This is a genomic window from Pygmaiobacter massiliensis, from assembly GCF_900199435.1.
GTDB lineage: Bacteria > Bacillota > Clostridia > Oscillospirales > Ruminococcaceae > Pygmaiobacter > Pygmaiobacter massiliensis.
The window spans coordinates 124,040-137,920 of the sequence record NZ_OAML01000002.1 but is presented as its reverse complement, the minus strand read 5'-3'; the positions used below and the strand labels follow the sequence as shown (position 1 = coordinate 137,920).

General features: G+C 49.4%; 10 protein-coding genes. All 10 read right to left on the bottom strand.

Features of this window, described 5'->3' with window-relative positions; translation table 11 throughout:
- Nucleotides 1–57: 57 nt before the first annotated feature.
- Nucleotides 58–2,847 carry an isoleucine--tRNA ligase gene (gene ileS / locus C1A11_RS00615; protein WP_278335957.1) on the bottom strand — a complete coding sequence of 930 codons (2,790 nt, stop codon included), beginning with the start codon at nucleotides 2,845–2,847 and terminating at the stop codon, nucleotides 58–60.
- A gap of 34 nt (nucleotides 2,848–2,881) precedes the next feature.
- Entirely contained in the window at nucleotides 2,882–3,505 is a 624-nt protein-coding gene (locus tag C1A11_RS00610; RefSeq protein ID WP_102048496.1) for a DivIVA domain-containing protein, read from the bottom strand.
- 54 nt (nucleotides 3,506–3,559) lie between these two features.
- Nucleotides 3,560–4,330, bottom strand: a complete 771-nt coding sequence (locus C1A11_RS00605; RefSeq protein WP_102048495.1) for a YlmH family RNA-binding protein — start codon at nucleotides 4,328–4,330, stop codon at nucleotides 3,560–3,562.
- Nucleotides 4,331–4,795 (bottom strand): cell division protein SepF, encoded by a 465-nt coding sequence (locus tag C1A11_RS00600; protein WP_102048494.1) that lies wholly within the window; start codon nucleotides 4,793–4,795, stop codon nucleotides 4,331–4,333.
- A 142-nt stretch (nucleotides 4,796–4,937) separates the two neighbouring features.
- Nucleotides 4,938–6,167, bottom strand: coding sequence for a biotin/lipoyl attachment domain-containing protein (locus tag C1A11_RS00595; protein WP_102048493.1), 1,230 nt, complete (start codon nucleotides 6,165–6,167; stop codon nucleotides 4,938–4,940).
- 167 nt (nucleotides 6,168–6,334) lie between these two features.
- Nucleotides 6,335–7,264, bottom strand: a complete 930-nt coding sequence (gene miaA / locus C1A11_RS00590) for a tRNA (adenosine(37)-N6)-dimethylallyltransferase MiaA (protein ID WP_242965777.1) — start codon at nucleotides 7,262–7,264, stop codon at nucleotides 6,335–6,337.
- The gene (gene mutL / locus C1A11_RS00585) at nucleotides 7,248–9,242 is read right to left on the bottom strand and encodes a DNA mismatch repair endonuclease MutL (protein ID WP_341458121.1); all 1,995 of its coding nucleotides are present in this window, start codon (nucleotides 9,240–9,242) and stop codon (nucleotides 7,248–7,250) included. Before mutL ends, miaA begins: the two co-directional genes overlap by 17 nt.
- Nucleotides 9,243–9,281: 39 nt before the next feature.
- Nucleotides 9,282–11,894 carry a DNA mismatch repair protein MutS gene (mutS, locus tag C1A11_RS00580; protein WP_102048492.1) on the bottom strand — a complete coding sequence of 871 codons (2,613 nt, stop codon included), beginning with the start codon at nucleotides 11,892–11,894 and terminating at the stop codon, nucleotides 9,282–9,284.
- A gap of 79 nt (nucleotides 11,895–11,973) precedes the next feature.
- Nucleotides 11,974–12,384, bottom strand: coding sequence for a YlbF/YmcA family competence regulator (locus tag C1A11_RS00575; protein ID WP_102048491.1), 411 nt, complete (start codon nucleotides 12,382–12,384; stop codon nucleotides 11,974–11,976).
- A 70-nt stretch (nucleotides 12,385–12,454) separates the two neighbouring features.
- Nucleotides 12,455–13,849, bottom strand: a complete 1,395-nt coding sequence (gene miaB, locus C1A11_RS00570) for a tRNA (N6-isopentenyl adenosine(37)-C2)-methylthiotransferase MiaB (protein ID WP_242965776.1) — start codon at nucleotides 13,847–13,849, stop codon at nucleotides 12,455–12,457.
- Nucleotides 13,850–13,881 lie beyond the last annotated feature (32 nt).

Genomic DNA, 13,881 nt, shown 5'->3' with positions numbered 1-13,881 from the left:
CTTTCGGTATGCCAAATAGCGGTGCCAACTATGAGCACCGCTATTCGACGTTACTTTTTATTCTTCAATGATAGTGGCACAGCGTGCGCAGAGAGTTGCGTGCGCTTCATGGGTGCCAATGTCATCGGTGTACTTCCAGCAGCGTTCGCATTTGTCACCAGACATATGCTCTACTTCAATGGTGAGACCTTCGAACTCACCCTTAAAGCCAGCGTCGCCCTTTTGCACAACGGCTTTAGACACGATGCAGAGCTCTGCAAGGGTATCTTCCAGCGGTTTTGCAAAATCGTAAACAGCGTCGTTGCAGTTCAGTACGATTTTCGCCTCCAGAGATGCACCGATAACCTTCTGATTACGGGCAAGCTCCAGTGCTTTCTTAACATCATCACGAATTGCGATGAGTTCGTTCCATTTTGCTTTCTGCTCTGCAGTCAGCTTGTAATGGCCGGTCTCGCCGATTTCCTCAAACAAAACGTACTGCTTTTTGGATGCAGCAGCCGGGATTGCCTCCCAGATTTCCTGAGAAGTAAATGCAAGAATCGGAGCAACCAGCTTGGTCAGCGTGACGAGCACTTTGTACATTGCAGTCTGCGCAGCACGGCGAGTCTCGCTATCCAGTTTATTGATATACAAACGGTCTTTGATGACGTCCAGATAGAAGTTGGACATATCGACCACGCAGAATTTGTGGACGTTATGATAAACTTTATGGAAGTCATAGTTGTCGTAACCGGCTTTTGCGGTATCCACAAGTTCTTCGAGAGTTGCGAGTGCCCACAAATCAAGCTCTTCCAGCTTATCATCGCCGACCATATCGGTGTCGGGGTTAAAATCGCTGAGGTTGCCGAGCATGAAACGAGCGGTATTGCGGATTTTGCGGTATGCTTCAGAAAGCTGTTTCAGGATTTCTTTGCTGATACGCACGTCGACCTGATAATCGGAGGAAGCAACCCACAGACGGACAATATCCGAGCCGTAATCTTTGATGATATCTTCGGGTGCGATGCCGTTGCCGAGAGATTTGGACATCTTGCGGCCTTCGCCATCTACAACCCAGCCGCAGCTGACAACGTTTTTGTACGGTGCAACGCCACGGCATGCCACTGAAGTGAGCAGCGAGGACTGGAACCAGCCACGATACTGGTCGCCGCCTTCGATATAAAGGTCGCAGGGCCAGGTAAGTTCGGGGCGGGTTTCGAGAACTGCCATGTGGGAAGAACCAGAGTCGAACCAAACGTCCATGATGTCGCGGTCTTTTTCAAACTCGGTCGCGCCGCAGTATTGGCAGGTTTCGGTGCCGTGCAGAATTTCGTCCGCACTATATTTGTACCAGGCATCGCTGCCCTCTTTTTCAAACAGCTTTGCCACGGTATCGATAGAGCTCTCAGTGATATGGTATTTACCGCATTTTTTGCAGTAGAATACAGGGATGGGTACGCCCCAGGTGCGCTGACGGGAGATACACCAGTCATTGCGGTCACGTACCATGCCGGTGATGCGCTCTTTGCCCCATTCCGGTGTCCACTTAACGTCTTCAATCGCTTTGTAGGTTTCGGGCTTAAAGTCCTCAACGCTGCAGAACCACTGCTCTGTTGCACGGAAGATAATGGGGTGATGGCAGCGCCAGCAATGCGGATACTGATGCACAATGTGCTGTACGCCCAGCAGATGGCCGCTCTTTTTGATTGCTTCGAGAATGACGGCGTTTGCATCCCAAACCATCAGCCCTTTGAAGGGACCAGCCTCCTCCGTCAGCACACCAGCCTCGTCGACCGGCACGATAACCGGAATCTGCGGATAATGCTTCTGGCAGACTTCGAAGTCCTCTGCGCCGTGGCCCGGTGCGGTATGAACACAGCCAGTGCCAGATTCCAGCGTAACGTGGTCGCCCACGATGAGCAGCGAATTGCGGTCGAGGAAGGGATGTTGCACTTCCATATATTCAAAGTCGGTACCTTTGAAGGTGCCGTCTACAACTTCATACTCGGTGATGCCGCAAGCAGACATGGTATCTTCGACCAGCGCTTCTGCCATTACATAGTAGGTGTCGCCCACCTTGACAAACACATAGTCAAAGTTGGGACCAAGGCAGATAGCAAGGTTTGCAGGCAGTGTCCAGGTAGTGGTCGTCCAGATTACGAAACGGGCTTTCTCCATCGGAATACCGGCTTTTTCCAGCACGCCGTTGTCTTTTACGACCTCGAAGCCGACATAGATAGAATCGCAGGAATCATCGCTGTATTCAATCTCTGCTTCCGCAAGAGCCGTTTTGTCGGTGGGGCACCAGTAAACGGCTTTCATGCCTTTGTAGATATAGCCTTTGCGTGCCATTTCGCCAAAAATGCGAACCTGAGTTGCCTCAAATTCGGGTGCAAGGGTAACATACGGGTGTTTGTAGTCGCCGATGCAGCCCAGACGCTGGAATTCGCCGGACATGATGTCAAGGTGACGCAGCGCAAAATCTTTACAAGTCTGGCGAAGCTCAAGTTTGCTGATGTTGGACTTATTATCTCCTGCTGCCTCGAGTGCTTTCAACTCGATGGGCAAGCCGTGAGTGTCATAGCCGGGAACAAACGGCGCACAAAAGCCATTCATGTTTTTATAGCGCACGATGATATCTTTCAAGATTTTGTTCATCGCGGTGCCCATATGAATTTTACCGTTGGCATACGGAGGACCATCGTGCAGAATATAAAGCGGTTTGCCCTCGTTGTTTTTTACCATGTTTTCGTATAGGTCATCTTTTAGCCATTTTTCGAGCATGACCGGCTCTTTGACGGGAAGTCCCGCTCTCATGCTGAACTCGGTTTTAGGCAAGTTCAGTGTCTTGTTGTAATCTTCCTGCACTGGTGATCTCTCCTCAAAATTATTTTGTAAACTTTTATAAGCTGAATTTCTCTTCAGTCTCTTCTGCAACAGCAGTTTCAGCATAGCTGTCTGCAATTTCAGCTGCGTGCTCAATCGAATCAGCTACAACGCTTTCGGTTGCTTCTTCTTTTTCAGTTTCCGCTTCCTGCGGCATCGCTGCTTCGCCAAACACTTCGCGTTCTACATATTTCATCTGGCGGTCCAGCTGAGTAAGCGACTCGATGTGCTGCTGATAGAGGCTTAAAATGTTGCCCTTAAATGCTGCAATCTCAGTCTCTAGCTTTTTAAGGTTCTCTTTTTCTTCTCGCTCACGCTCGGTAGCCGTGTCCAAAATATACTGGGCTTTTGCTGCTGCCTCCCGCAGGGTACGGTCAGCTTTTTGGTTGGCCTCGCGAATGACGTTATCTCCCAAACGCTGTGCATTGATGAGGGTTGCTTTTACGGTTTCCTCCTGTGCACGATATTCTTCTACTTTTTCTGCCATTACAAACAGTTTTTTCTCGGTTTCCGCTTTATCTGTAATAAGTTGCTCTACAGTGGCGGATATCTGTGCAAGAAAAGCCTCCACCTCTTCGGGGCGGTAGCCGCGCATCGATTTTTCAAAGCTTTTCTGACGAATTTCTTCTGCCGTTATCATGGTATCTCATTCCTTTCTGAGGATCTACTATTTTCTTATTGACACCCCGGCAACCTAATATTGCAGGAGGGATAAAAACAAGCGGCCTTTTTTGCTTTCGCCGCCAATTTGCTGCAGGCGGAATTTCCCCACCCCGCGCACCGTCAGGCTGTCCCCTTCTTCCATTAAAAAGGAAGGGTTGTCCACTTCGAGGTGGCTTACCATCACTTTACCGGACGAAACCAGCGCAGCAGCATCTGAGCGGCTGGTATGCAGTACTGCAGCGAGCACGGCATCTACCCGCAAAGAAGCTACATTAATGGTTTTTTGCTCGGGTTGAGGCAGTTCATGTTCTGATGGCAATTCGCTGCAAAGCGTTGCAGTAACAGAAACACGCCCTACGCTCAGCAGTTCATCGCAAACCGTTTGCGCTTGAGTGCTTACCACAAAAAGATACGCGCCATCTTCGCAAAGCAGCAAATCTCCCAGACTGCGGCGTTCAATACCTAGACCCATCAAAGCACCAAGGTAATCGCGGTGTGTAAGGGTTGCGCCACCTGTTTTCCAGCGCAGGCGAACCACATAAAACGGCCACTCCCAAAGTTCTGGTGGCTCGTCCAGATACACGCAAAGCACCTTTCGCTCGGCAGCATCAAAACCGCCAAAGAAAAGGTGCTGAGTTGCATTGTTCGCCGCAAGCTGCGCCCGGGCAAGCTGCTGCTGCCGCTCGTCCAAAAAAGAAGAAAAGCAAGGGCGGGTAGTTTTTTCGCTGCGTGCAGCCAGTGTCAGCACCTGTTTACAGAAGATCTGCTCCTGCGGGGTACGGGGCGGCAAAAATCTTTTCAATTAAAAGAAAACTCCGTTGCTTTCCAGCTCATCTAAAATATCACCCATAATATCAACATTGTACGGGGTGATGATGAAGGTGCTGTTGGCGACACGTTTGATTTGGCCGTTGTTTGCATAAGCCACGCCAGAGAGGAAGTCTACCAAACGGCGAGAAACCTCTTTATTGGTGGATTCCAGGTTCAGCACGACAGTGCGTTTTGCGTTCAGATGGTCTGCAACAGCAGAGGCATCGTCAAAGCGCTCGGGCTTAACCAGCACAACCTGCAGCGAAGTGGTTGCGTTGATGTTTACCACCTTGTTGCGTTTTTGCGGAGCACCCTCCTGCGCATAATCTTCTTCAGCGGGGGCTGTAGCATAAGAGGACTGGGATTTTGCGTTGATGAAATCCATATCATCTTCGTAGTCATCATAGTCGTCTTCTGGAACACCCATGATATTCTTGAATTTATTCAGCATACCCATAGTTACATACTCCTAGATATTAAAATAGTCCACAAAAACAAAGCGGCAAATATTTCAAAGCATTCTTGCTAATATTATCCCTATTTTTTATGCCAATGTCAACAAAAAGCCCCGAAAAATTCATATTCAGCGAAAAAACCGATTACAGCAGTTTATTGTCGTAGAGGTTTTTGCCTGCCACAATGATCTCATCATAAACAACAACCTGGTTCTTAGGATCCTCTACCGTGTACTGCACCGGCAACAAAGCATAGTTGTCATTTTCAAACAGCGGCGAGACTTTTTTAAACTGAACCAAATTGCCAAAACGCACATAAACACCGCGCTCGTCTTTAACGATGTGAAGCGCGTCACGGTCTACACGAATACCGGTATAACTTTTAAAGTTTACGCTTGCGTGTTGCACACGCAAGTTGATGGTATCGTGATTAATATAAGTACACACCAGTTTTACAACGCTTTTGCCAGTTGCCGCATCCGGCGTGATACTGACAATGTTTGCCGGAACTTCTTCCGCGCCGGTGTAGTGGAAGTCAATGGTTACCTTGCCGTCCTTATCTTCATCAAAACGCTGTGCAGCAGCCGCGTCTACAACAAAATAGAAATACCATTTATAATCCTGTACGATTTTACCGGCTTGTCCGCCCTGCTGCGGCAAAGGAGTTGCAAGCAGGGTTTCGAGGTCTGCAGTGGGCAGACTGTCCAAATAGCTTTCCGTATATGTTGCTTCCGCGCCGTCGGTGATGGCGGAAAAATAGCCTGTGGTGTCTGATGAAAGATAAGTTACTTGCCCTACTGCTGCTGCCGCTGCATCACGCTCTGCGGTAATTGCCGCGATACGGTCATCAAAGTTCGGTGTTTTCCCAGTCGCAATTTGCAGCATGTTTGCAGACTTCGTAAGCCCAGCGCGGTCTTCCGGCAGTGTATCATAGTAGCCGCTGGCAATCGTCTTTTGCAGCTGGTACAAATTTTGCATCTGCTGCTTTAGGATAACCCCCACATTGCCTTCGCTGGTTTGCGCAGGATCTTGCGATGCATTCAGCATCTCGAGCTCTGTGGTCAGCGCGTTTTCTCTTGCGCGCTGGTTTGCCTGTTCTTGTCCGGCATAAATCTCTGCTACAACACTGCCACCGGAAACTCGGCTTCCATCTTCTACTAGATACCCAACAGTTCCACCCTCGGCAGAACCAGAAATCGCTCTTTCCGACCGCACTGCTACGCCCGTTACATCCACACCATCCGCCAGTGTATAGACAATCGCGGTTTGGGTATCGTACTCCGGAAAAATAACCGGTAGCAGATGATAAGCAAGATATACAAGCGGAATCAGTAGGACGGCGGCTATTGCAATTGGCAAAATTCGTTTGCGCATAGGCTGCCTCCTTTTTTATCCGAAAATCTTATTTTTTAATGTCTGTTCATAAAGTGCCGGCCAGCTTTTGTATTTTTAGTATGAAATACTCGCAGCGCAAAAGAGTTGTGCCAGCCCAATTCACTCATCAACCAGCAAAAATTTATGGTAAACCGTAGAAAAGCAGATTAGCGGCAAAGCCACTCGGCCAGCTTTTGTTCCGGTTTTGGATCTGCGGCATCAAGCCAATAAATTTCCGGCATGCCACGAAACCAGCTTAACTGGCGCTTTGCATAGTTGCGGGTCGCCTGCTTTAGTTTTTCTACGCAATCTTGCAGCGGCTGAATTTCTTCAAAATAAGGAAAGAATTCTTTATAGCCAATCGCTTGCGCGGCGGTCTTCCAAGCATCGCGATGCCGATAGACAAGTTCAGCTTCGCTCAGCACGCCTTCTTCTACCATCTTGTCCACCCGCAGATTGATGCGGCTATACAGCAGCTCTCGGCTGGCGTAATTCAACCCAAAAATCAAGGCATCATACGGCTTTTCTGCCGGGCGGGAATCGCGTAATTGCTGGGACATTGTTTTACCGGTTTTATGGTATAGCTCAAGTCCCCGAAGAACGCGCTTGTGATCGTTTTCATGCAGCTTGGCCGCATATTCAGGGTCTACCTGCGCCAGTTTGGCCAGCATATGTGCCGCGCCTTGCACTTTCAGCTCTTGCGCCAACTGCTGGCGTACGGTTTCATCTCCTTTTTCTTCTGTAAAGGTGATTCCATTTACAAGTGTTGAAAGGTACAAGCCTGTGCCTCCGCACAAAATAGGTAGATGTCCGCGCGCCGTAATCTCTGCTATTTTCTGCTCTGCCAGCGGCACAAAGTCTGCCACGCTATATGCCTGTTGAGGCTGCGCAATATCAATAAGATGATGCGGCACAGCCGCGCGCTCTTCTTCGGTGGCTTTTGCAGTACCAATATCCAGACCCTGATAAATTTGCATCGAATCGGCAGATATAATCTCGCCGTTATACTGCTGCGCAAGCCGAATTGCCAGCGCGGTTTTTCCGCTTGCTGTGGGGCCTGCCACCGCAAGCAATTTCGGTTTATTGCAGTCTGCCAAATTGTTTCTCCAATTCTTTTCTCGTCAGGCGCAGCACCACTGGGCGCCCATGCGGGCAAAACGGCGGCACTTTGCCATCCAAAATATCTTGCGCCAGTAAAATCAGCTCTTCCGGCTGATTGCGGTCCCCTGCTTTGATGGCGGCACGGCAGGCAATCGAATGCAGCACCCAGTCTGTCTTTTCGCTCAGCGTATTACGTGCATTCAGCGTAAGCTTTGCCGCAATTTCCTGTGTCAGCGAGACCACCGAAACATCTGCCGCGTCAACCGGTACAGCACGAATCAACACACTGTTGCCACCAAAGTCCTCTACCTCAAAACCCGCTTTTGCAAGCAGCTCTTCGTTTTCGGTCAAGGCGTTTTTCTCCGCGGCATCCAGATTTACGGTAACGGGCGCAAGCAGCATCTGCCCATCCACAGCACCATAACCCGCTACCAGTTTTTCGTAAAGAATGCGCTCATGGGCAGCATGCTTATCTATCAGCACAAGGTGGTCGTTCCGCTCAGCAATCAGGTAGGTTGCGAAGGCTTCGCCAATATAGCGAAGCGGCGCTTTTTCGCTGGCGGACAAACTTACATCTGCCAATATTTCTTCTGCCACAAGCGATTGCTGCACTGGTGCACTTTCTGCCACGTATGCAGCCGGTACCTCTTCTGGCAATTTTTGAATATCTAAAGATGTGTCAGAGAACACATTAGCTGATGCCGGACGTTGCAACGGGCTGGTCTGATAAAGCACCGGTGACTCTTGCGCAAGCAGGCTTGGAGCGGCATCTACCGAGTGAGCCGCAAAAATAGGCTTACTTGCAAAACCATTTGGCTGAAATGAGAATGTGGGTTGCGGATACCCTTTGAACTCGGCCTTTTCTGCCTCTTTCGGGACTGTAAAGTTGTCAAGCTGTACAGTACTGCCAGAGCTAATTGGTTCCGCTTGCTGTGTCTCCACACTTGAAAAGCCTGCTGCCGGCGCCAAAGTCACCTCTCTGGTCGGCAGCCCCGGCCCATTCAGGCAAAGTTTTACAGCACGGTAGACATGGTCAAATATTTCGTTGTTATTTGCAAAGCGCACCTCTGTTTTGGCAGGATGCACATTAACATCCACGCGGTCAAGCGGCATGGTAAGGTTTAATACGCAGCCAGGGAATCTGCCCTGCATCACCATTCCCTTATAAGCTGCTTCGACGGCAGCTGTCATGGTGGTGTTTTGTACATAGCGGCCATTTACATAAAAGAACTGCATTCCTCTGCTGCCGCGGCAGGCAGTAGGGGCTGTTACAAAGCCCGCAACGTCAATAATACCACTCTGTTGTTGCACAGAAAGTAGATTTTTCGCGAAATCTTTAGAAAGTACACCGTAGATGGCGGAAAGCAAGCGCTCGTCGCCAGGTGTTTGGAATTGTTCTTTTCCGTCTTTAATGTAAGTGAACGAGATTTCTGGATGGGCTAGCGCTTGCCGCAACACTACATCGCCTACGTAGTTTGCTTCGCTTTGGTCTTTTTTCAAAAACTTCATGCGGGCCGGTACATTATAAAACAAATCCTGCACCGTTACCGTGGTGCCAACCGGGCGGGCGGCAGCTTCTGCTGAAAGCTCTTCCCCGCCTGCCTGTCGGTAACAGCAGGCATATTCGTCCTGCTCAGTGCGGGTAATAAGCTCTACTCTTGCCACAGCGGAGATGCTTGCCAGAGCCTCACCACGAAAACCCAGTGTGCCAATGCTGTCAAGATCAGCTGGCTTTTCTATTTTGCTTGTAGCATGGCGAATGAAGGCTGTTGCAATAAACTCCGCTTCAATTCCGCAACCGTCATCTTCGACGGTGATACGCGAGATGCCTCCTCGTTCAATTTCGACACAAATGTGTTTTGCACCCGCATCAATTGCATTTTCTACCAACTCTTTTACTACGGAAGAAGGCCGTTCGACCACTTCGCCCGCAGCTATTAGCTCTGCAGTATGTTTATCTAATACATGAATCACTGCCAAAGCATTCACCTGCCTTTCGGGAACTTATCTTTGCTATTTTTCTTCCTCTGCAAACTCTTGTTTCAGCCGGTAAAGTGCATTCAGCGCTTCCAGCGGAGTAAGCGTTTCCACATCCAACGCGCGCAGCTGCTCTACCAGTTTGGGCGGCGCACTAAGCTTTTCATATCGCTCAAAGTTGCCAAAATCCATTTGGGTTACAGCATTTACCGCCGAGCCGGATTCCAGCTCTTTGAGCACCTCTTTTGCGCGAACAATAACTGCATCCGGCAGCCCGGCAAGCTTTGAAACCTCGATACCGTAACTGTCATCCGCTGGCCCACGCACAATACGACGCAGGAAGGTAATGTCATCGCCACGTTTTTTTACGGCAATATTGTAATTCTTCACGCCTTCGATTTCGGATTCCAGCTCAGTCAGCTCATGATAATGGGTGGCAAACAGCGTTTTGCAGGCAAGATGCCCCCCATCGTCCGCCATGTGCTCTACTACGGCGCGGGCAATGCTCATGCCATCAAACGTAGAGGTACCCCGTCCGATTTCGTCTAAAACAACAAGGCTTTTACGCGTTGCTTTTTCAAGAATCTCTGCAACTTCGGTCATCTCCACCATAAATGTAGATTTACCGGCAGAGAGGTCATCTGCTGCACCCACGCGGGTAAAGATGCTGTCTACCACGCCTGCGACTACTTCTTTTGCGGGCACAAACGAACCGATTTGTGCCATCAGACTAATGAGTGCGGTTTGTCGCATATAGGTAGACTTACCTGCCATATTCGGCCCGGTAATAATCAGCATACGGTTGTCGCGGCAGTCCAGTTCTGTGTCATTGGGCACAAAAATGCTTTTACCGGTCATTTTTTCTACCACCGGATGACGGCCTTCCACAATTTTCAGCTCGTCGCCATTGTTGACGATGGGTCGCACATAATTGTTTTTACGCGCCGTTTCTGCAAAACTGCACAACACATCCAGCTCTGCAATGGCTGCTGCAGTAGCTTGTACACGAAGCAGCTCTTTCGCAATGTCACCCAGCAGATCATCAAAAAGCTGACGTTCGAGCAATACAAGGCGTTCGCTTGCGCCCAAAATGCGGCTTTCCAGCTGTTTCAGCTCGTCCGTAATGTAGCGCTCGGCATTGGCAAGGGTTTGTTTGCGTACAAAGTTTGCCGGAATTTCTGCCGTAACCGCGCGCGAGACCTCTATGTAATAGCCGAACACCCGGTTATAGCCAATCTTCAGTTTAGAAATACCAGTTTCTTCCCGCAGCTTAGTTTCAAGCCCGGTCAAAAAACCTTTGCCGCCATGCACAATGTCTCTCAGCTCATCCACTTCCGAGTTATACCCGGTGCGAATCACACCGCCTTCTTTTAAGGTAGAAGGCGCATTTTCATCAATGGCAGCTTCAATACGGTCCTTTACATCCTGCAATGGGTCAATGCGAGAAAGCAAATCACGAATTTCGGCTGTTTTACAGCCGGAAATCAAAGTGCGAATGCCCGGCAAAACACCACAGGTTGCCGACAGTGCATAAACTTCTTTCGGTGAGGCAGAGCCATAGATTACACGTGTCATCAAACGCTCGAGATCGAACACTCTGCCCAGCTCTTCCATTAAGTCAGAACGCAGCACATTGTCGCGATAAAGCTCTTCCGTTCCATCAAGACGGGCGTTAATCTGTGCGACATTCAGCAGCGGTTGCTCCACCCATGCACGAATGAGACGTTTTCCCATCGCTGTTTCAGTTTTGTCCAGCACCCAAAGCAATGTGCCGCGTTTTTCTCTGCCGCGCATCGTCTCGGTAAGTTCCAAGTTTGCGCGGGTAACAGGAGAAAGCCGCATATACTCAGACCCGCTGTACAGGTCTACGACTTTCAGACGTTCGATACCCTTTTTCTGGGTTCTTTCCAGGTATGCAATCAGCGCAGCAACGGAAAGAGCTAAGGCGCTGCCTGCCGCAAGTCCTGTAGTTTTTTCGTAATCTGTTCCAAATTGATGTTCCAGTTTCTCCTGGCAAGCCGCCGGCCTATAATCCGTCTCATCCAGCAGCTCAACGAGGCAAGCCAGATGGTCTTTGATGTACCCTGTCACTCGTTTATGTGCAAGAATCTCTGCATTAAACAGTAATTCACTCGGGCAAAAACGGCAAAGCTCTCCCAGCAGCTGTTCATCCAGCTTTTCGCCTGAAAGATGCGTCGCATGGCACACACCAGTAGAAATATCTGCAAAAACAACACCTGCTTCTTTGCCCATTAAGCAAACCGAGCCGATATAATTGTTTTTCGCATCATCCAGCATACTGCTTTCAATGACAGTGCCTGGCGTGATTACGCGGATAATATCACGCTTTACCAACCCTTTTGCAAGGGACGGATCCTCCATTTGCTCGCAGATGGCTACTTTATAGCCCTTTGCAATCAACCTTGCAATATACCCTTCGCTGGAGTGAAACGGCACGCCACACATAGGGGCACGCTCTTCCTGACCGCAATCGCGCCCGGTAAGGGTAAGTTCCAACTCTTTTGACGCAAGTATCGCATCATCGAAGAACATTTCATAAAAATCGCCGAGCCGAAAAAACAGAATTGCGTCCTTATATTGCTCCTTGATTTCAAAATACTGTTTCATCATGGGGGAAAGCTCCGCCAAAATGCGCACCACCTAACACAAGTAAAATAAAAAGCGGTACGCGGATCTACGCGCACCGCTTCGGTTGAAAGCTGTTCTATTAGTGACAGCCACCACAGCTGCCGCAGCTGCCACTGCAGCCGCCAGAGGACTGCTGCACAGCGGTCGGATCTTCGCCGTTTACGGCAGCGGTCAGGATATCGGTAATGTACTGCATCAGCGTATCCATCTGGTTTTTCGCCTGGTTGTAAGCGACCATGCTCTCGTTATTCATGATTTCCATGTACAGTGCATGGATTTTCTCGTTGATGTCGTTGACGCGATCGGTATTTTTGTCGTCGCCTTTTGCAATCTCGTTGTTCAGGTCCATGCGAGCAAGATTGAAGTCAGCAATCTGCTGCTGCAGCTCCTGGTCAGCATCGTTCAGCTTGCGTGCGTTGTCCAGCACTTTAAAGGCTTCACTTTTCTGAAGCTCCAGGCCCAGCTGTTTAGTCAATTCAATAACGTCCATTTATAATAGCTCCTTTGATTATATTGTATTTAGGATTGGCTGCCTGCCGGCAGGCCATACATCTTTTTGTTTATTCGCCCTGCTCTTCGGCAATAGAACCGGTAAGCAGAATGCCCCGATGCCCTGTAATATTCACCCACACAAATTTGCCGGTGTGGTTTTCCGGTGCAGAAAACTCTGCCACCAGATTATTTTCAAGGCGTCCGCTCCAAGTGCCCTCTATTTTGCCCAAACCGTCTACCAGTACGCGCACCTTGCGGCCGACCATTTTTTCTGCAAAATTAACGGCAAATTCCTCATGCAGATTCAGCAGTTTGCTAATACGCGCCGTTTTGGCGCTATAAGGGGTGCTGTCGGGCATCATTGCGGCTTTTGTGCCAGTACGTTTGGAATAGATAAAAGTAAACAACTGCACGTAGCCTACTTCACGCACCAGTTCCAGTGTTTTTTCAAAATCCTCTTCTGTCTCGCCCGGGAAACCGACGATGATATCGCTGGAGAAAGTCATCTCAGGAATCCTTTCTTTTGCGTAGCGAATCAGAGAAAGGTATTCTGTAACATTGTATTTGCGGTTCATCTGAGCAAGGATGGAATCCGAGCCGCTCTGTACCGGTAGGTGGAGATTGTTGCAAATCTTATCGTGCGTGGCGATTGTGTCAATCAGCTTCCGGCTTGCATCTTTGGGGTGGCTGGTCATAAACCGCAGGCGGAAGTCACCGGGCTCTTCTGCAAGCATTGCGAGAAGATCTGCAAAATCCATCGGGTGATCCAGGCCCTTGCCATAGCTGTTCACGTTCTGCCCCAGCAGCGTAATCTCTTTATATCCACTCTGAATCAGCGCACGAAACTCTGCCAGAATGTTCTCTGCCGAACGGCTGCGCTCTCTGCCACGAACAAACGGAACAATGCAGTACGAGCAGAAATTATCGCAGCCATACATAATGGGCAGCCACGCTTTAAAGGAAGAGTCGCGATGGATTGGCAGGTTTTCTACCAGCTCAGTCCGCTCCGCCGGCTCCATAATCACTTTTTTACGGGTTCGGATACGCTCTCCGATCATATGAGGCAGCTGATCGATGCCATTTACACCAAACACGATATCTACATACGGATAACTCTGTTTGATTTTATCGACTACTGTTTTTTGCTGCACCATGCAGCCACAAACAGCAATCATCATTTTCGGGTTTGCGACCTTTAGATTTTTCAGCGCGCCGATGTTGCCGAAAACACGCTGTTCTGCATGCTCTCGCACTGCGCAGGTGTTAAAGATGACAAGGTCCGCGCCTTCGGCACGGTCTGTCAGCCCATACCCGAGCTGCACCAGCACGCCTTTGATCTTTTCACCGTCATTTACGTTTTGCTGACAGCCAAAGGAGTGCATATAAGCAAGGGGCGGGGTTTCATAATAGTTAGCAATCGCGTCAATCACGCGATCCTGCTCCACGAAGTTCTGGTAATCCAAAGCTTCACCTCCAATTAGCTAATTATACTACT